At 70.6% G+C, this 18,581-nt stretch carries 19 protein-coding genes; 10 read left to right on the forward strand and 9 right to left on the reverse strand.

The window, feature by feature from the left end; genetic code table 11:
- Positions 1-4: 4 nt before the first annotated feature.
- Together otsB and CUT39_RS08970 are read left to right on the forward strand one after the other, a co-directional pair.
- Positions 5-2,599: a trehalose-phosphatase gene (otsB, locus tag CUT39_RS08965; RefSeq protein ID WP_100445705.1), complete on the forward strand. Its 2,595-nt coding sequence runs from the start codon at positions 5-7 to the stop codon at positions 2,597-2,599.
- A 58-nt stretch (positions 2,600-2,657) separates the two neighbouring features.
- Positions 2,658-4,433 (forward strand): protein kinase domain-containing protein, encoded by a 1,776-nt coding sequence (locus CUT39_RS08970; RefSeq protein ID WP_100445707.1) that lies wholly within the window; start codon positions 2,658-2,660, stop codon positions 4,431-4,433.
- A 72-nt stretch (positions 4,434-4,505) separates the two neighbouring features.
- On the opposite strand, the gene CUT39_RS08975 is transcribed toward CUT39_RS08970, so the two are convergent.
- A complete protein-coding gene (locus tag CUT39_RS08975; protein ID WP_100445709.1) occupies positions 4,506-4,856 on the reverse strand; it encodes a hypothetical protein in 351 nt (116 codons plus the stop codon).
- A 393-nt stretch (positions 4,857-5,249) separates the two neighbouring features.
- Between CUT39_RS08975 and CUT39_RS08980 the strand changes: the two genes are divergently transcribed.
- Entirely contained in the window at positions 5,250-5,756 is a 507-nt protein-coding gene (locus CUT39_RS08980; RefSeq protein ID WP_100445711.1) for a DUF3145 domain-containing protein, read from the forward strand.
- 70 nt (positions 5,757-5,826) lie between these two features.
- Here CUT39_RS08980 and CUT39_RS08985 read toward each other — a convergent pair whose 3' ends face one another.
- Entirely contained in the window at positions 5,827-6,471 is a 645-nt protein-coding gene (locus CUT39_RS08985; protein ID WP_100445713.1) for a mycothiol-dependent nitroreductase Rv2466c family protein, read from the reverse strand.
- An 89-nt stretch (positions 6,472-6,560) separates the two neighbouring features.
- Between CUT39_RS08985 and CUT39_RS08990 the strand changes: the two genes are divergently transcribed.
- Positions 6,561-7,436, forward strand: a complete 876-nt coding sequence (locus tag CUT39_RS08990) for an AraC family transcriptional regulator (RefSeq protein WP_100445715.1) — start codon at positions 6,561-6,563, stop codon at positions 7,434-7,436.
- Here the strand turns inward: CUT39_RS08990 and truB are convergent.
- From truB to CUT39_RS09005, 3 genes are all read right to left on the reverse strand, one after another.
- A complete protein-coding gene (gene truB / locus CUT39_RS08995) occupies positions 7,433-8,329 on the reverse strand; it encodes a tRNA pseudouridine(55) synthase TruB (RefSeq protein ID WP_232805677.1) in 897 nt (298 codons plus the stop codon). The two genes, CUT39_RS08990 and truB, sit on opposite strands and share 4 nt — an antisense overlap.
- Before the next feature lie 283 nt (positions 8,330-8,612).
- Positions 8,613-9,047, reverse strand: a complete 435-nt coding sequence (gene rbfA / locus CUT39_RS09000) for a 30S ribosome-binding factor RbfA (RefSeq protein ID WP_100445719.1) — start codon at positions 9,045-9,047, stop codon at positions 8,613-8,615.
- Positions 9,048-9,066: 19 nt separating this feature from the next.
- Positions 9,067-9,363: a DUF503 domain-containing protein gene (locus CUT39_RS09005; RefSeq protein ID WP_100445721.1), complete on the reverse strand. Its 297-nt coding sequence runs from the start codon at positions 9,361-9,363 to the stop codon at positions 9,067-9,069.
- Positions 9,364-9,491: 128 nt separating this feature from the next.
- Between CUT39_RS09005 and CUT39_RS09010 the strand changes: the two genes are divergently transcribed.
- The 3 genes from CUT39_RS09010 (at position 9,492) to CUT39_RS09020 (ending at position 12,076) form a co-directional block, all read left to right on the forward strand.
- Entirely contained in the window at positions 9,492-10,028 is a 537-nt protein-coding gene (locus tag CUT39_RS09010; protein ID WP_157930569.1) for a DUF6069 family protein, read from the forward strand.
- A 76-nt stretch (positions 10,029-10,104) separates the two neighbouring features.
- Positions 10,105-11,367: a sensor histidine kinase gene (locus tag CUT39_RS09015; protein WP_100445725.1), complete on the forward strand. Its 1,263-nt coding sequence runs from the start codon at positions 10,105-10,107 to the stop codon at positions 11,365-11,367.
- 61 nt (positions 11,368-11,428) lie between these two features.
- Entirely contained in the window at positions 11,429-12,076 is a 648-nt protein-coding gene (locus CUT39_RS09020; RefSeq protein ID WP_100445727.1) for a LuxR C-terminal-related transcriptional regulator, read from the forward strand.
- A gap of 99 nt (positions 12,077-12,175) precedes the next feature.
- Here CUT39_RS09020 and infB read toward each other — a convergent pair whose 3' ends face one another.
- From infB to rimP, 4 genes are all read right to left on the reverse strand, one after another.
- A complete protein-coding gene (gene infB / locus CUT39_RS09025; RefSeq protein WP_100445729.1) occupies positions 12,176-15,013 on the reverse strand; it encodes a translation initiation factor IF-2 in 2,838 nt (945 codons plus the stop codon).
- An 80-nt stretch (positions 15,014-15,093) separates the two neighbouring features.
- The gene (locus CUT39_RS21745; RefSeq protein WP_100445731.1) at positions 15,094-15,513 is read right to left on the reverse strand and encodes a YlxR family protein; all 420 of its coding nucleotides are present in this window, start codon (positions 15,511-15,513) and stop codon (positions 15,094-15,096) included.
- On the reverse strand, positions 15,455-16,477 hold the full coding sequence (gene nusA / locus CUT39_RS09035) for a transcription termination factor NusA (RefSeq protein ID WP_100445733.1): 1,023 nt from the start codon (positions 16,475-16,477) through the stop codon (positions 15,455-15,457). Before nusA ends, CUT39_RS21745 begins: the two co-directional genes overlap by 59 nt.
- A gap of 70 nt (positions 16,478-16,547) precedes the next feature.
- Positions 16,548-17,009 (reverse strand): ribosome maturation factor RimP, encoded by a 462-nt coding sequence (rimP, locus tag CUT39_RS09040; RefSeq protein ID WP_100445735.1) that lies wholly within the window; start codon positions 17,007-17,009, stop codon positions 16,548-16,550.
- Between the two features lie 84 nt (positions 17,010-17,093).
- On the opposite strand from rimP, the gene CUT39_RS09045 reads away from it, so the two are divergent.
- From CUT39_RS09045 to CUT39_RS09055, 3 genes are all read left to right on the forward strand, one after another.
- Positions 17,094-17,492, forward strand: a complete 399-nt coding sequence (locus tag CUT39_RS09045; RefSeq protein WP_100445737.1) for a hypothetical protein — start codon at positions 17,094-17,096, stop codon at positions 17,490-17,492.
- Entirely contained in the window at positions 17,489-17,902 is a 414-nt protein-coding gene (locus tag CUT39_RS09050) for a DUF4439 domain-containing protein (RefSeq protein WP_100445739.1), read from the forward strand. Before CUT39_RS09045 ends, CUT39_RS09050 begins: the two co-directional genes overlap by 4 nt.
- 94 nt (positions 17,903-17,996) lie before the next feature.
- The gene (locus CUT39_RS09055; protein ID WP_100445741.1) at positions 17,997-18,578 is read left to right on the forward strand and encodes a PadR family transcriptional regulator; all 582 of its coding nucleotides are present in this window, start codon (positions 17,997-17,999) and stop codon (positions 18,576-18,578) included.
- Positions 18,579-18,581: the final 3 nt, after the last annotated feature.

Consider the following 18,581-nt stretch of genomic DNA (forward strand, 5'->3'; position numbering starts at 1 on the left):
CCAGATGACCGCACCACGCCCAGAGGGACTCGGTCCCGATAGACTGAGCTCCTCGGACGAGCTTCGCTCGGCCCTCACCCGACTTGCCCGCGTTCCGCAGTTGCTCGTCGCCTGCGACTACGACGGTACGCTCGCCCCCATCGTGACCGACCCCTCACAGGCCAAGCCGATCCCGGAATCGGTGACGGCGCTGCGCACGCTCGCGAATCTGCCGCAGACGAAGGTCGCGGTCATCTCCGGTCGCGCGCTGCGCGACCTGGCGGCCCTCTCCCGGCTGCCGTCCGAGATACATCTGGTCGGCTCGCACGGTTCGGAATTCGACGTCGGTTTCACCCGGGCGCTCTCGAGCGAGGATCAGCGGCGGCGCGACAAGCTCGTGGCCGAGCTGACCGCGATCGCCGAACGCTACGAGGGCACCCGGGTGGAGCCCAAGCCCGCCGGCGCGGCCCTGCACACGCGGGAGGCCGTGGAGGCCGACGGCAGAGCCGCCATCGACGCGGTCCTCGACGGGCCCTCCACCTGGGAGGGCATTCAGACCACCGAGGGCAAGGCGGTCGTCGACCTGTCGGTGGTGGCCACCCACAAGGGCGACGCCCTCGACAAGCTCCGGCACCAACTGGGGGTGTCGGCGGTGCTGTTCATCGGCGACGACGTCACCGACGAGAACGCGTTCGCGCACCTCCACGGGCCCGACATCGGCGTGCGGGTCGGCTCCGGCCCCACCCAGGCCAACGAGCGCATCGGCGACCCCGAGGAGGTCGCCAAGCTCCTGGCGCGCCTGGTCGACACGCGCCGAAGCTGGCTCCAGGGCGAATCGACGCAACTGATCGAGCGGCACACGATGCTCGGCGACGGCGCCAACCACGCCCTGCTGACTCCCGACGCCCGGCTGACCTGGATGTGCCACCCCAGGCCCGACTCCGGCTCGATCTTCGCCCACCTGCTGGGCGGCGAGCACGCCGGGCACTTCACCGTGCAGCCGGTCAACGCCGGCATTCCCTTGGGACAGCGCTATGTGGCCGGCACCCTGACCGTCGAGACCCGCTGGCCGGGCCTGACGGTCACCGACTGGATGGACTCGACCCCGCGGCGGCGCGGCGATCTCAACTCCACCGTGCTGGTCCGCCAGATCACCGGCGAGGTCCCGGTCGAGATCACCTTCGCGCCCCGCCCGGAGTTCGGGCAGCTCCCGGTGCAACTGCAGCCGATCGAGGACGACGGCCTGAAGGTCCTGGGCGCGAACGAGCCGATCAGCCTGCGCTCGCCCGGTGTGGAGTGGCGCATCGACCAGGACGGACACCACTCGCTGGCGCACGCCGAAGTGAACCTGAACCAGGTCGGCGGCTCCCTGACGCTGGAGCTGCGGGCCGGCGTGGAGGACCTCAGCGAGTGGAAGCCGCCGGTCAAGGTCCGCCGCCGCACCACCGAGGCCGGATGGCGCAACTGGTCCGAGTCCCTAAAGGTCCCCTCCATCGAACCCGAGTCGGTCTCGCGGTCGGCGCTGACGCTGCGGGCGCTGTGCTACCAGCCGACCGGCGCGATCCTGGCGGCCGGCACCACCTCGCTGCCCGAGGAGCTCGGCGGGGTCCGGAACTGGGACTACCGGTTCTGCTGGATCCGCGACGCGGCCATGACCGCCCAAGCGCTTGTCGACCTCGGCTCGCTCCAGGAGGCCGAGTCGTACTTCGAATACGTCGCCGGGATCATCGAGCGGACCGTGGGCCATCCCGAGCGGCTGGCCCCCCTGTACGACATCGAGGGGCAGCCGCCCTCGACGGAGGCGATCATCGACACCCTGCCCGGCTACGCGGGCTCGCGGCCGGTGCGCATCAACAACGCCGCCTCCAGCCAGGTGCAGCTCGACGTGTTCGGTCCGGTCGCGATGCTCATCGAAGCGGTCGCCCAGCGGCGAGGCCACCTGACCGACTTCGAGCAGAAGGTCATGACCAGCATGGTCGAGGCGGTCGAGAAGCGCTGGCACGAACCCGACCACGGCATCTGGGAGGCACGCCAGGCGCCCAGGCACCACGTGTACTCCAAGGTCATGTGCTGGACGACGGTCGACCGGGCGCTCAAGGTCGCCGAGCAGTTCGGCATGGAGTACGGGCCGACCTGGCCCGAGCTGCGCGACTCGATCGCGAAGAACGTGCTGGAGCTGGGCTGGAACGAGGAGGTCGGCGCCTACACCGCGGCCTACGGGCACGACGACCTCGACGCGGCGTCGCTGTGGGTGGGCCTGTCGGGGCTGCTGGCCCCGGACGACCCGCGCTACCTCAAGACGGTGCTGAAGATCGAGGCCGGGCTGCGCAGCGGCCCGACCGTCTACCGCTACCACCGCGACGACGGCCTGCCGGGCACCGAGGGCGGGTTCATCCTGTGCGCGGCCTGGATGGCCGAGGCGTACATGCAGGTGGGCCGCCGCACCGACGCCGAGGAGCTGTTCGATCAGATCCTCGCCTGCGCCGGGCCGACCGGGCTGCTGCCCGAGCAGTGGGACCCGATCGCCGAGCGCGGTCTCGGCAACCACCCGCAGGCGTATTCGCACCTGGGTCTGATCCGGGTGGCGAACCTGCTCAACGGCCAGAACGGACACGCGTAACTCAGCGGCTAATCTGTTGGGGACGTCCACAGCCGTCCCCGACAGAAAGCCACCCGCCTTGAACTCCCCCACCCCGGCCATTCCCGGCTACCGCGACTTCGAGATGGTCGCGCACGGGTCGACCGCGTTCGTCTACCGCGCCGTGCAGGAGCGCCTGGACCGGACCGTGGCCGTGAAGGTCCTGCTGGTCGACGACGACATGACCACCGCCGACTCGATCGGCAAGGAGCTCGAGGCGACGGTGGCGGTGTCGAACCACCCGCACATCGTCTCCATCATCGACACCGGGTCCACCGAGGACGGACGGCCGTACATCGTGATGGAGTACTGCGACGGCGGTTCCTACTCGGCGATCCTCAAATCGGAGGGCCCGCTGGGCGTCGAGGACGTCCTCGACGTCGGCATCAAGATCGGCCAGGCCCTCCAGGCTGCGCACAACGCGAACATCCTCCACCGGGACGTGAAGCCGCAGAACATCCTGCGGGCCCAGTACGGCCCGTCGCTGGCCGACTTCGGCATCGCGCGGGCGCCGGCGTCGCTGGCGGCGACCGAGGCCATCGACAAGCTCACCCCGCTGCACGCCTCGCCGGAGGCGCTGCTGCGGCAGGCGCAGACGGCGTCCTCGGACCTGTTCAGCCTGGCCTCGTCGATGTGGCAGATGCTGGCGGGGTTCGCGCCGTTCGCCAATCGGGAGGGCGGCACCGATCCGGACGAGCACCGGGCGCGGGTGACATCGGACGAGCCGCCGCCGAAGATCCCGCGCGAGGACGTCCCCGAGTGGCTGGAGGACCTGCTGGTGCGCGCGCTGTCGCGCGACCCCGGCCGGCGACCGGAGTCGTGCGCGGCGCTCGCCGAGGAGCTCCAGCGCGGCATGTACGGCTCCAGCGGCGGGGTCGCGAAGGTCCGGGGGCCGGACAAGATCGGCGACATCAGCGATGAGGAGACGGTCTACCGGCCCGAGCTGGCCTCTCGCGGCACGCGCCGGACACCGCTCGATCCGTTCGCGCCCACCGGGCCGGTCGGTCCGCCCCAGCCTCCGGAATCGGCGTACACGGTCGGCCGGGGCGTCACCGCTGGGAACACCGGCGACTCCTATGGGACGCAGCTCGGGCAGGCGGTCGATCCGCACTATGCGAACCAGCTCGGCGGCTCGGCGCCGCCGGGCACCGCGCCGCAGGCGCCGGGACGGTTCGGCTCCGCGGGCGCCGCCCCTGCGTCGACGCCGGTGTCGTCCGCGCCGAACTCGGCGCCGCCGCAGGCGCCGGTGAGCATGCAGCCGCCGGCGCCCTGGGCGCAGCAGCGGGCCGAGCCGCAGGCGCCGCAGGGACCGGCGTTCGCGCCGCCGGTCATCGGCCGCGACAACGAGAAACGAAAACCGAAGGCGCCCAAGGCACCTCCGTCGACGAAGCCGGGAGGCGGCCTCAAACCGTACGTGGTCCTCGGGCTGGTGGTCACCGCCGTGCTGGCGGTGGTCGTCGTCGGGTGGCTGTGGCTGTTCACGCCCGACGATCCCGGCGACCTCGACCAGGCCCGGACCGACGGCGAGGGGGCGCCGGAGAACGTGCGGATCGTGTCCTGGCTCGACGGCGAGATCACACTCGAGTGGGACCCGCCGGCCGACGTCGACGAGTCGTCGTCGCAGTTGCAGTACTTCGTGATGTCGCAGCGCGTCGGCGACGACCAGGCGAGCATGCTCGGGTCGGAGACCACCGACACGGAGTTCTCGGCGTCCGGGCTCATTCCCGCCGAGGATTACTGCTTCCAGGTCGCCGCGCTGTGGGAGGCGAGCCGGACGCCGATGTCGGAACCGGTGTGCACCGACGACGAGAACTGAACCGCGCCGTTCCGGGGCGAAGAGAAAGGCCCCGCTCCCGCGGATGCGGGGCGGAGCCTCCGGGTCTCGGGCTCAGGCGGCGGCCTCGGCGGTCTCGCCGAAGGCGTCCGCCTCTTCGAGCGCCTTCAGCGTCTCCTCCCAGCCGTGCTCGGCGGGGAGCTCGGACGCGAAGCCCTGGAGCTCGGCCCTGATCTTCTCGCCGTGGCCGGAATCGGTCAGGTGCTTGACGGCGGCGGTGAACTCCTCCGAGCCGGTGGCCAGGTGGAGCGTCCGCCCGTTGGTGATGTCGCGCAGGTAGACGTGCTTGCCCCGGTTGAGCGGGATCAGGTACTTGAACTCACCGAGGACGTTGAGCCCTCCCCCGGCGCCCTTCTGTCCGGCCTTGACGGAAGCGCGTGCGGTTTTCGAAGTGTTTGCTGCCACGCCGGTCTCCTCACGATGTCGTGTCAGTCGGTTCGTCGGCCAGACGCAGGGGGCGTCCCCGGATGCGGGCGCCGAACCTGGGTTGGACCACAAAAGAAAAACCGACACTGTGCCGGTCCAACGTCAGTGTATCTCAGCGGCGCCGAATGACTCCTGGCGCATAGAGCGGATGTGACGCATTGAATCACGGAAAAAATGAGCGCCCGGGCCCGTTTAAGCCTAGCGCGATGTGTTCAGAGCTGTCAGTATGTATGTGAGCGGAAAAGCGTGCCGGATTCGAGTTCATCCCCCACTTGATCCGGCCGACACCCGTTGGGCGACTTCATCTCGCCTCCACCTGACCACAAGGAGTGAGCCACTACCGAGATACGCCGATCCCCGAGGAGGTGCGCGATGCAGACACGCGGCGTGATCTACATCCACTCCAGCCCGCCGGCGGTGTGCCCGCACGTCGAGTGGGCGATCGGGCGTGTCCTCGGCAGTGCCTCCCGCGGCGCGACGGTCAAGCTCGGGTGGGCCCCGCAGGAGGCCGAGCGCGGCACCATGCGCGCCGAGCGGCCCTGGACCGGTGAGCCGGGCCTGGCCGCCGAGTTCGCGCAGGCGCTCATGCAGTGGCCCATGCTGCGGTTCGAGGTCAGCGAGGACCCCAGCGTCGGGGTCGACGGCGAGCGGATCATGCACGTCCCCGGGCGTGGCGTCTTCCGCGCGGCGATGAGCGCCGCCGGCGGGATCATGGTCGCCGAGGACCGCATCCGCGCCCTGCTGGCGACCACGACCAGCGCCGAGGCCCTGCGCGGCGGCCTCGACCAGCTTCTGGGCCTCGAGTGGGACCGCGATCTCGAGCCCTACCGGCACGCGGGCGGCCAGGCCGAGCAGTCCTGGCTCTCCCAGGTCAGCTAACCGCAGAGACAACAGCAGCCCGGCCCCGCCGGAATGCGGGGCCGGGCTCACGTCGCCTCGATGCGGCCGGTCAATCGGCGTTCGGATTGCCGAAGTCCGGTCCTTTGGTCCGGGTCCGTTTGAGTTCGTAGAAACCGGGAGTGGTCATCACCGCGTAGACGCCGTCCCACAATTTCGCGGCCGCCTCGCCTTCCGGGGCCGGAGTCACCACGGGCCCGAACAGGCCCACCCGCTCTCCGCCGTCGTTCTCCACCGCCAGCACCGGGGTGCCCACCTCCATGCCGACCAGGCCGATCCCGCGCTCGTGCGAGGCGCGCAGCTCCGGGTCGTACTCCTCGGTCTTCCCCGCCTCGGCCAGCTCGACGGGCAGGCCGACCCGCTCCAGCGCGGCCGGGATGAACATCTCGGAGTCCTTCACCTGCTCCAGATGGATGCGGTTGCCCAGGGCCGTGTAGAACTCGCCGAGGGTCCGGTTGTCGTACCGCCGCGCCACGGCCGTCGCCACGCGCACCGCCGGCAGCGTTCCCGGCATCGAGGCGGCGTAGTCGGCCGGGAGTTCGTCGAGCCGCGGCTCGTTGAGCACGTAGAGGCTCATCACGTTCCATCGGATGTGGAGGTCGCGCAGCTTCGACGCCTCGATGATCCAGCGTGAGGTCATCCACGCCCAGGGGCACGCCGGGTCGAACCAGAAATCCACGGTCTTGCCTTCTGCCATGGGCGCAAGGCTACGACGGGCATCCGGCCCCGTCCTGAGAGAAAGAACACGGAACCGAAACTTCGCCTTAGCGGATAAAATGGACGTCGATGCTGGTACGAACTCGATACGACGACACTCCGGCACGCTCGTTCAACGCCGCGGAGGCGCTGCCCTCCGGCGTCGAGGTGCTCCCGCTTGCCCTACTGCGCGAACGGGTCGCCGCCGGCGACCTGGCCCGGCCCGCGCGGACCGAACTGCACCAACTGGTCACCCTCACCTCCGGGGCGCTCCGCCACTGCGTGGACTTCACCGAGTACGCCATGGGGCCCGGGTCCTGGCTGTGGGCGCGCCCCGGCCAGATGCTGCGGTGGGGCGATCTCGAAGGCGCCGAGGGGACCCTGGTCCGGTTCGAGGGCGGTTTCCTCGATCCGGACACGGCCATCGGCGTGTGCGCCGACGATCCGCACGCGCCGGTGCTGCGGGAACCGGGCCCCGAAGACCGCACGCTGCTGCGGGTTGCCGCGAGCCAGCTCCAATGGGAGTTCACCGGGGCCGACCGGCTGCCGCTGGATCTGCGCCTCCAGGTGCTCCGGCACCTGCTGGGGGTCCTGGTGCTGCGGGTGGCCTCCCTGCCGGCGCCCGGCGGCACCGGAAGCGAGCCGAGCGAGGTGTATCTGGCCTTCCGCGACGCGGTGGAGCGCGACTTCGCAGGCACCCGGCGGCTGGCCGACTACGCCGCGGTGCTGGACTGCTCCCCCAGGACCCTTTCGCGGGCGACGCTCGCGCACGCGGGCGTCCCGGCCAAGGAGTTCATCGACCGCAGGGTGGTGCTGGAGGCCAAGCGGCTGCTGGCCTGCTCGGCGCTGCCGGCGGCGAAGATCGGGGCGCGCCTGGGGTTCTCGAGCGCGACCAACTTCAACAAGTACTTCCACCAGCGCACCGGGAGGACCCCGATCGCCTTCCGCGACGCGGCGCTGACCTAGGCGGCGGCGAAGACGGTCTCGGGCCTGGCCCGGTCGCCCTGCTCGGTCAGGATCGCCAGCAGCTCGCCGTCCGCGCCGAGCACCGCGTAGCGCCCGGCGATGCCGGCGGCGCGAATGGGCTTGCCGTGGGAGAGGTCCCCGGCTTCGGCTTCGGTGGCGGTCCGGACCGGCAGGAGGCCGGCCGCTGCCCGGCCCAGCGTCATCGCCCCGAGCGGGCGGCCGTGCTCCGACCGCTCGGCCAGGGCCTCCAGGGTCGCGGCCGACTCCAGGTCGAACCGGCCGACTCTGGTGCGGCGCAGTGCGGTCAGGTGGCCTCCGACGCCGAGCGCCGCGCCGAGGTCGCGGGCGACGGCACGGACGTAGGTGCCCGAGGAGCACGCCACCGCGACGTCCACGTCGGTGAATCCGCCCTCGCGCCGGATCGCGCCGACCTCTATCGACTCGATCCGCACCCGCCGCGGGCGCAGCTCCACGTCCTCGCCTTCGCGCACCCGCTTGTAGGCGCGCTCGCCGTTGATCTTCACGGCGCTGACCGCGCTGGGGACCTGGTCGATCTCGCCGACCATCGCGGCCAGGGCGTCGCCGATCGCGTCCCGGGGCACCGCCGAGGCGTCGGTCTCGGCGGTCGCTTCGCCTTCGGCGTCGTCGGTGACGGTGGTCCGGCCGAGCCGGATGGTGGCGCCGTAGGCCTTGTCGAGGCCGGAGACGTAGGTGAGCAGTTTGGTGCCCTTGCCGATCGCGATGACGAGCACGCCGGTGGCCATGGGGTCGAGCGTCCCGCCGTGGCCGACCTTGCGGGTGCCGCAGATGCGCCGCATCCGGGCCACCACCCCGTGGGAGGTGATGCCCTGCGGTTTGTCGACGACGATGATGCCCGGCTGTGGTGTGGTCACAGCCGTAGAGGCTAACGGGGAGCCTGGCGCCGGGCTCCTACTGGTGGCGGTCGAGCGATTCCTGCAACGCGCGGATCGCCTCGGCCCGCTCATCGTCCCACTTCTCGGGAACGTCGGCCTGCTCGCGGAAGCTGACGGTAACGGTCATCATCCTCGAAACCTTAACGGGCGTTCAAGGACTTGGCAGCACGAAATCCATATGATGGGACGGTGAATTCTCAGGCGCGCCCGGAACCGCCGCCGATCCGGACGCCCGATCGCGGGCGCCGCGGGGCCGGCGGGTTCACTCCGCGCCCTCGGACCTCTCGGGCTCGCGATACGGGTTCGGGTCGCCGGCGTAGGCGGCGTCCCGGGCGATCTGGTTGACCTGCTCGTCGGCCCTGGCTGCCTCGGCCAGCAGCTCCTCGATGCGGTGGGCGTGCTCGGGGACCGTGTCGGCCACGAAGGTCAGCGACGGCGTGTGCCGCATGCCGAGGGCGCGGCCGACCGTGGTGCGCAGGTGCCCGGTGGCGCGGTCGAGCGCCGCCGCCGAGGCCCCGGCCTGCTCGTCGCTGCCGAGCACCGTGTAGAAGATCGTCGCCTCGCGCAGGTCCGGTGTCATGCGGGCGTCGGTGATGGTGACCATGCCGATGCGCGGGTCCTTGAGCTTCCGGACCGCCTGTGCGGTCAGCTCCATGACCCGCTTGGCCACCTGGGCCTGCTTCGCCGCGTCTGCCATTTGGATTCCTGCCTTCTGCCTACTCGTCCTCGGGTCCGAACACGCGTCGGCGGACGCTGATGAGCTCCACCTCGGGGCGCCCCGCCATGTGCTGCTCGCACGCGTTGAGGACCTCCTGCACGTGCGGGTTGTCGCCGGCCACCGCGGCGGCCCCCACCGTGGCCCGGCCGTAGAGCTCCTGGTCGCCGACCTCGGCCGCCGCGACCTCGAACCTCCGCAGCGAGGCCACGATCGGGCGCACATAGGATCGCTTGGCCTTCAGCGACCGGGAGTCTTCCGGGAGGAGGACATCGAATTCAACGCATCCGGTGAACACCGCTCTAGATTACGCGTCGGCGACCGGTTTCCCAAGCGCGATTCTCCCGCCCGAAATCACCCGTTTGGCGGTTTGGATCACGTATGACTGGGAACATGGCCGAAGAGAGGCGAAACGAGGGGGCAGCCATGTCGGCACCGCAAAACGGTTGGAGCCAGCAGTACGGAGACGAGACGCGCCGCTACCCGGCGGAGACGCCGTCGGGATCACAGCAGGGACCGGCAGTGGAGGGCGGCAAACTGTGGGCCGGCGGTTTCGGGACCGCCATCGTGGCGGCCCTGGTAGCGCTGGTCGGCATTCTGCTGGTGCGCGGAGTGCTGGGCATCCACATCCTGTCGCCGTCGGAGGCCGGAGCCTACGGCGACGCCTCCACCACGACCTACGCGTTCGGCGCGTTCGCCGTCGGCGTGCTCGCCACCGGCCTGCTGCATCTGATGCTGCTGCTGATGCCGCGGCCGACGAGCTTCTTCACCTGGATCCTGGTGCTGGCCACAGCGGTGGCGGTCCTGATCCCGTTCACCGTGGTCGCCGAGCTGGAGTCGCAGATCGCGACCGGGGCGATCAACCTGGTCATCGGGATCTCGATCCTCAGCCTGCTGAACTCGGTGGCCTCCATCGCGACGGCGCCGCCGCAGTCCGGACCGCCGATCGCGGGCGTCCGCTGACAGTGGGGTTGTCCTTACCCTGGAAAGACCCGCTCGCGGGCTCGATGCGTCCGGTCCCTCGCTTTAGATTGGACGCATGCTGAAGACACTCCGGCAACTGGGCATCGACACCGGCTACAACCTGTCGTCCTTCGCCATCGCCTTGGCCGCGTTCGTCGTCACCGTCACAGGACTGTCGGCCGGCAGCGGCACGGTGGCGATCTGGGTCGGCATCCCGGTGCTGGCCGCGACGATGTTCGCGATGCGCGGCCTGGCGGCCGCCGGACGGGCGCAACTGCCGCTGGTGCTGCGCCGCAAGATCGCGAAGCCGCGTTACCGGCGGGCTCCCGAGGGCAGCAGCGGACTCCGGAGGTTCCTGACCATCCTGATCGACGGGCAGGCGTGGCTGAACCTGCTGTGGGCGGTGGCGGTCTTCCCGGTCGCGGTGGCCTCGTTCGCGATCACCATCGCGTGGTGGAGCACGACCCTGGCCACCCTGCTGTATCCGCTGTACGGGTGGATCATCTGGATGGCGGTCGGCCGCGAGGACCAGGGGATCGTCTACGCGACCGAGTGGCTCGGATGGGGCGACTCCTACCTGGCCGCCTCGGTCCTCGCGGTGCTCGGCGGCCTGGTGTTCGCCGCGACGCTGTACCCGGTCGTGCGGGGCCTGGCGCTGGCCCAGGCCCACATCGGGCGCGGCCTGCTGACCACGGTCGGCGGCCTGCACCAGCGCATCGACGTGCTCGAGGAGTCCCGCGACGCGGCCACCTCCGCCGAGGCCGACGCGCTGCGCCGCATCGAACGCGACATCCACGACGGTCCGCAGCAGCGGCTGGTCGGCCTCGGCATGGAGCTGGCCCGCGTGCGGCGGCAGATGGAAGCCAACCCCGAAGCCGCCCAAAAGACCTTGGAGTCGGCGATCAGCCAGACCCGGGACACGATCGACGAGCTGCGGGCGCTCTCCCGCGGCATCGCCCCGCCGATCCTGACCGACCGCGGCCTGGAGGCCGCACTGGCGGCGCTGACGGCACGCTCGAACGTGCCGGTCGACCTCGAGACCAACCTCGACCGGCGGTATCGGGCCAATGTGGAGAGCACGGTCTACTTCGTGGTCGCCGAGGCGCTCACGAACACCGCCAAGCACGCCGATGCCACCCAGGCTTCGGTGACCGTGGACGACTGGGGCGATAGGCTGGTGGTCTCGATCGGCGACAACGGCGTCGGGGGCGCGCACGTCGCCAAGGGGCACGGGCTCTCGGGTCTGGCCGATCGCATCAAAGCCACCGAGGGCGGTTGGACGCTCGACTCCCCCGAAGGCGGGCCGACGGTGATCGTCGCGGAGGTGCCGTGCGAGTAGACGGCGTTCGCTCCAGTCTGCCGAGTGGCGGGAGCGGCGAGTCGATGGGACGGAGTGACGGGTGCGGATAGTGGTGGCCGACGACGCGGTCTTGATCCGCTCGGGGCTGGTGAAGCTGCTGGAGGAGTTCGACTGCGAGATCGTCGCCGCGGCCGGCGACGGGGACGCGCTCGTCGACGCGGTCGTGGCGCACCGGCCCGACGTGTCGGTGGTGGACGTGCGGATGCCGCCCTCCTTCACCGACGAGGGGCTGCAGGCCGCCACGCGGGCCCGGGAGCGCGTCCCGGGCGCGCCGATGCTCATCCTCTCCCAGTACGTCGAGGTGTCCTACGCCGACGACCTCCTCGCGGACGCGCGCGGCGCGGTGGGCTATCTGCTCAAAGACCGGGTGATCGACGTCGACGACTTCATGGACTCGCTGCGCCGCGTGGCGGGCGGCGGGACGGTCTTCGACCCCGAGGTGGTGTCGCAGCTCATGGTGCGCAAGCGAAGCGACGACCCGATGGCGTCGCTGACGCCCCGCGAACGCGACGTGCTGGAGCTGATGGCCGAGGGGCACTCGAACCGCTCGATCGGCAGGCGGCTGTTCATCTCCGACGGCGCGGTGGAGAAGCACATCCGCAACATCTTCACCAAGCTGGACCTGAGCTCCGAGGACGGCGACCACCACCGCCGCGTCAAGGCGGTCCTCACCTACCTGCGCTCGTAGCACCCGCGGGTCCCGGGCCGCGAACGGCCGCGGCGCGGCCCGGCCGGAACCCGGTCTTCGCCGGGACCCGCCGAGCCGCGCCGCGGCTTCGTCGCCGAGTTACTCGCGCGGCTTCTCGCGCATCTCGAAGGCGTCGATGGAGTCGCCCTCTTCGATGTTGTTGTAGTTCTTCAAGGTGATACCGCACTCGTAGCCCTCGCGGACCTCGGTGGCGTCGTCCTTGTACCGGCGCAGCGAGTCGATCGTGGTCTCGGTGACGACGCTGCCGTCCCGGACCAGGCGCACCTTCGCGCCGCGCTTGACCGAGCCCTTGGTGACCATGCAACCGGCGATGTTGCCGAACTTCGAGGAGCGGAACACCTCGCGGATCTCGGCCGAGCCGAGCTCCACCTCCTCGTACTCGGGCTTGAGCATCCCCTTGAGCGCGGTCTCGATCTCCTCGATCGCCTTGTAGATGACCGTGTAGTAGCGGATGTCGACGCCCTCGCGGTCGGACATGTCCTTCACCCGGCCCTCGGCGCGGACGTTGAAGGCGATGATCGTCGCCGGCTCCTCGTCGCCCGCCGCGGCCAGGTTGACGTCGTTCTCGGTGACCGGACCGACGCCGCGGTGGATGACCCGGAGCTGCACCTCTTCGGGAACATCGAGTGCGACCAGGGCCTCTTCCAGGGCCTCGACCGAGCCGGCGCCGTCGCCCTTGATGATGAGGGAGAGCGTGGTGCGCTCGCCCTCGGCGATGCGGTCCATCAGGTTCTCGAGCGTGGTGCGCGAGGCGCGGGCCGCCTGCTGCGCCGCGCGGCGGCGGGCCTGCCGCTGCTCGGCGATCTGGCGGACCGTGCGGTCGTCGTCCGCGGCCAGGAACACGTCCCCGGCCATCGGAACCGAGGCCAGGCCCTGCACCTGCACCGGGAACGACGGCGTCGACTCCTTGACGCGCCTGGCGTCGGCGTCGAGCATCGCCCGCACGCGCCCGTAGGCGCCGCCGGCCACGATCGAGTCGCCGACCCGCAGCGTGCCCTTCTGGACCAGGACGCTCGCGACCGGGCCGCGGCCCTTGTCCAGGTGCGCCTCGATCGCGACGCCCTGGGCGTTGCCCTTGACCGGGGCCCGGAGTTCCAGGGCCGCGTCGGCGGTCAGCAGGACCGCCTCGAGCAGGTTGGGGATGCCGATGCGCGGCTTGGCGGCCACGTCCACGAACATCGTCTCGCCGCCGTACTCCTCGGCGACCAGCCCGTACTCGGTCAACTGCTGGCGGACCTTGTCCGGGTTGGCGCCGGGCAGGTCGGTCTTGTTGACCGCCACCACGACGGGGGCCTCGGCGGCCCTGGCGTGGTTGAGCGCCTCGACCGTCTGCGGCATGACGCCGTCGTCGGCCGCGACCACCAGCACCACGATGTCGGTGACGTTCGCACCGCGGGCACGCATGGCGGTGAACGCCTCGTGGCCCGGGGTGTCGATGAAGGTGATCGCGCGGTCCTCGTTCTCGTGCTCGACCTTCACCTGATAAGCGCCGATGTGCTGCGTGATGCCGCCGGCCTCGCCATCGACCACATTGGAGTGCCGGATCGCGTCCAGCAGCTTCGTCTTGCCGTGGTCGACGTGGCCCATGACGGTCACGACCGGCGGGCGCGCCAGCGCCTCCTCCTGGTTGTCCTTGTCGAGGTCGATGCCGAACTGCGCGAGCAGCTCCTTGTCCTCTTCCTCGGGACTGACGATCTTGACGTCCCACTCCAGGTGCGTACCGAGCAGCTCGAGCGTCTCGTCGGGGACCGACTGGGTCGCGGTGACCATCTCCCCCAAACCGAACAGCTCCTGGACGAGCGTGCCCGGCAGGGTGCCGATCTTGTCGGCGAAGTCCGACAGGGTGGCGCCGCGCGGCAGGCGGATGGACTCGCCGTTGCCTCGGGGCGCGCCCGCCTGGGCCTTCGGCGCCGAGAGGTTGTCGAACTCGCGCCGACGCTGCCGACGCGACTTGCGGCTCTTGCCGCGCGGTCCGCCGCGGCCGAACGCGCCGGCCGCACCGCCGCCGCGGGCCTTGCCGCCGCCGCGGCCGCCGCCGCCCCGGTACGGGGCCGGCGCCGCCTGCGGGCCGGCGCCGCCGCCACCGAAGTTGCCGCGGTAGTTGCCGCCACCGCCGCCGCCGCGGCTCGGGCGTCCGCCGCCACCGCGTCCGCGGCCGCCGCGGCCTCCGCCGCCGTCGCGGCCGCCGCCGGCGGGACGCGAGGGCATCATGCCCGGGTTCGGGCGCGGCGGCATGTTCCGCGGACTGGGGCGCGGACCGCCGGAACGTTCGCCGCCCTCGGCCGGACGCGACTTGGAGCCGGTCCCGGCGCTGGAGACGCCGAACGGGTTCTTGGGGGTGGCCTTCGGACCGGGCTTCGGCGCGGACGGTTTCGGGCCGGGTTTGGGCGGCGCGGGCTGGGCCGCGCGCTTGGCGGCCTCCTGCTGCTGCTCCTGCTGCCGCTTCAGCAGTTCCTCGGCGCGCTTCTGCTCGGCGGCCACCTCGATGTCGCGGGCGCTGGCCGGACGCGGCTCCTCGACCTGGGACTGGGCCGGGGCCTTCGGCCCGGGCTTCGGACCGGGCTTGGGGGCGGTCGACTTCTGCGACGTCCGCTTCTTCGCAGGCGCCTTCTTCGCGGCCTTGACGTCGGTCTTGGCTTTGGCGATCTTGGCGGGGCTGGGCGCCGCCGGGCGCGGCTTGGAGGCCGCCGCCTTCGCCGTTTCCTTGGCCGGTGCGGCCTCCTCGGCCGCCGGCGACGCCTGAGCACCCTTCTGCGAGTCGGCGTACTGCTGCCGCAGCCGACGCGCCACCGGCGCCTCGACCGTGCTCGACGCTGACTTCACGAACTCGCCCATGTCACTGAGTTTGGCGAGCACTTCCTTGCTCGTCGTTCCCAGTTCCTTCGCAAGCTCATGTACGCGGGGCTTTGCTGCCACTGCACTCCTCACTTCGAGGTCGTGCGGGCAGCGCCCGCCGACCTCATCTCTCCACTAGCAACCAGTTCATCGGACGAACTTCATCGCGTGGTCTTCATTCGGTCTCTACCTGCTTCGTGTGCGGGAGCCGATCTCTCGACCGACTCCGACTCGACAAGGGCTCGCACCGCAGCAACGTCAACCGGCCCCTCCACCTTGAGGGACCTTGTGAACGCACGCCTACGAACTGCCTGGTCAAGGCAGTTCAAATCGTGGTGCACATGGGCTCCTCGGCCGCTGAGGCGGCGCTGGGGGTCCGGTACCAGCCGAGGTACCGACCCTTCGGAGCGATGAACGACGACGCGGAGCAGCTCTGCAGCCGCGTCGCGTCTTCGGCATCCCACACAGGTGCGGACTACCGCTGCGTTGCGTTGCGATCCGATATTAAGTCTACCTCCCAGACTAGCGACCGCCACCGGCCGGGCCGGTGCCTTCGATCGCCCCGCCGGCGACGTGAGCATCGGACTTGATGTCTATACGCCACCCGGTCAGGCGCGCGGCGAGGCGCGCGTTCTGGCCCTCGCGGCCGATCGCGAGCGAGAGCTGGTAGTCGGGGACGACCACCTCGGTGGAGCGAGTCGTCTCGTCGACCACCCGAACCGTCAGCGTCTTCGCAGGTGAAAGGGCATTCGCGACGAACTTGCCGGGGTCGAGGTCCCAGTCGACGATGTCGATCTTCTCGCCGCCGAGCTCGCTCATGACCGCCCGGACCCGGGAGCCCATCGGGCCGATGCAGGCGCCCTTGGCGTTCACTTCCTTCGATGTGGCGCGCACCGCGATCTTCGAACGGTGACCGGCCTCACGGGCGATGGCGGGGATCTCCACCGTGCCCTCTTCGATCTCCGGGACCTCGAAGGCGAACAGCTTCTTGACCAGTCCGGGGTGCGTGCGCGAGAGGGTCACCTGCGGTCCGCGGGCGGTGCGGTTCACCTGGATCACGATGGCCCTGATCCGTTTGCCGTGGTCGTAGGACTCGCCGGGCACCTGCTCGTTCAGCGGCAGCGTGGCCTCGATCTTGCCCAGGTCGACGGTGATGATGCCGCGGTCGTTGCGGTCCCCGTGCGCCTGCACGACGCCGGTGACGATGTCCCCCTCCTTGCCGGAGTACTCGCCGTAGTTCACCTCGTCGGCGGCCTCGCGGAGCCGCTGCAGGATGACCTGCTTGGCGGTCTGGGCCGCGATGCGGCCGAAGCCTTCGGGGGTGTCGTCCCGCTCGGAGACGACCCCGTCCTCGTCGTCCAGCACCGGCACCCAGACGGTCGCGACGCCCGAAGTCCGGTCCACCGCCACTCGCGCGCGGTCGTCGGCTCCCGGGGTGTGTTTATAGGCCGTCAGCAGCGCCGATTCGATAGCGCCGAGGATTGTCTCGAAAGGGATGTCACGCTCGCGTTCCAATGAGCGCAGCGCAGCCAGGTCGATATGCACCCGTTCTCCTTAAAGTCTTGAGTTGTCCTCGCCGGGGCCGTCCGGCGCGCGAGCCGCCATCGACCGATGCCTACTTCAGCTCGATCTGCACCTTGCCGGACCCCAGCTCGGCATAGTTAGCCGAACGGCGTGAGCCGTCGACTTCTAGTTCAATCCCCCGCTCGTTGGCGGCCACGACTCGCCCGGTGACGGGCTCCTCCCCGATGTGCACGGCCACCAAGCGCCCAATATTACGCCGCCAGTGCCGAGGCTCGGTCAGCGGACGGTCTATGCCTGGAGAGGACACTTCCAGGGTATAGGCAGCCTCGGCGAAGGGACCACCAATGCCGTCGGCCTCGTCCAGGGCCTTGGACACGGCCTTGGAGACCTCCGCGACGTCGTCGAGATTCACCCCGTCGTCGGAATCGATCAGCAGGCGCACCAACAACTTCCGCCCCGCCTTGGTGACGGTCAGCCCCTCCAGGTCGAATCCGGTGCGCGCGACCGCGGGACCGACGATCGCCTCCACTTCGGTTTGCTGCTTCGATGTCATGTGACCCCTTCTTAGTCCGCCTCCGTTCCGCCGAGATTAGCCGCCCCCCGGGACAAACGAAAGCGAGCCTGGGAAACTTGGGGAGTGTTCACGACCCGACGCGGACTCCTCATGTTCGGAGCCGCCGCATTGACCGCGGCAGGTTGCACGCCGACGAAAGCCACGCTCATCGCCTCCGACCCCGACCTGATCGCAGCCCTCCGCACCGCCAGGGACCTGGCCCAGGCTTCGGAGGCGCTCGGATACGACGACTTCGCCGCCGACCACCATGCCCACATCGAGACCCTTGAGCGCCTGCTGAGGCCCTCGGGGATCTCCGAGCAAGCGGCCCCCGACATCGCCGACGCCGCCGCGCTCGTCGAGGCGGAGGCCGCCGGCAGCCGGGAGGCCGCCGACGCCTGCCTGGCCACCGACGGCGACTACACGGTGGTGTTCGGCGAGATCGCGGCCTGCCGCGCGGCCCACGCGGCGGTGCTCGCATGAGCGTCGTCGACACCGGATTGGCCGGCGAGTACGCGGCCATCTACGCCTACGGCGCCGCCACCGTTCACCTCGGCGGCGCCGCCCGGGACCTGGCCGAGGCGGTCGAGGCCGAGCACCGCGATCGGCGCGACGCGCTGCTCGACTACTACGACGCCCACGGCTGGGAGGCGTTCGCCGCCGAACCCGGCTACGACCTCGACCCGATCGAGGACGCCGAGGGGGCCCGGGAGCTGCTGCTCGGCATCGAGGAGCGGCTGGCCACCGCCTGGAGGGCCGGGATCGCCTCGGACGAGCCGGCCGAGCGCGAGATCTGCCTGAACATGTTCACCGACGGCGCGAAGGTGCTGGCCCGCTGGAGGACCGTGCTCGGCGAGACCGCGGCCGATCCCTGGCCCGGCCGCCCCGCTTGAGCCGGTCGGCACCGACCGCGGGACCGGGCTCGCCCGTCGGCAGCATACCGAATATGGCATACTCAGTATCTCCCTGAGGTATGCGAGGTTGCACATGAGTGTCAAACACAGCCTGCTGGCGCTGCTCGAACGCGGGCCCGCCTACGGCTACCAGCTCCGGATCGCCTTCGAGAGCACCACCGGCGCCACCTGGCCGCTCAACATCGGCCAGGTCTACACCACCCTGGCCCGGCTCGAGCGCGACCGCATGGTCGAGGCCCTCCCCGAGAACGAGTCCGGCCAGCGCCCCTACCGGATCACCGAAGCCGGCCGGCGGCACCTCTCCGGCTGGTTCGCCTCCCCCGTCCGCGCCGCCGACCGCCCCCGCGACGAACTCACCATCAAACTCGCCCTGGCGGTCACCACGCCCGGGGTCGACGTCGCCGACGTCATCCAGCGCCAGCGCACCTCCACCCTGCGGACCCTCCAGGAGTACACCCGCCTCAAGGCCGACGACGCCGAGACCGACCTGGCCTGGAAGCTGGTGCTGGAATCGATGATCTTCCGCGCCGAGGCCGAGATCCGCTGGCTCGACCACACCGAGGCGGTCGTGTCCCGCGCCGAACTCCCGGCCCCGCGTCCGATCGGCGACTACGAATCCACCGGAACCCCCGAGACCACCGAGGAGAAGCGGTAGCCC

The sequence above is a fragment of the Glycomyces xiaoerkulensis genome (assembly GCF_002798405.1).
Lineage (GTDB): Bacteria > Actinomycetota > Actinomycetes > Mycobacteriales > Micromonosporaceae > Glycomyces > Glycomyces xiaoerkulensis.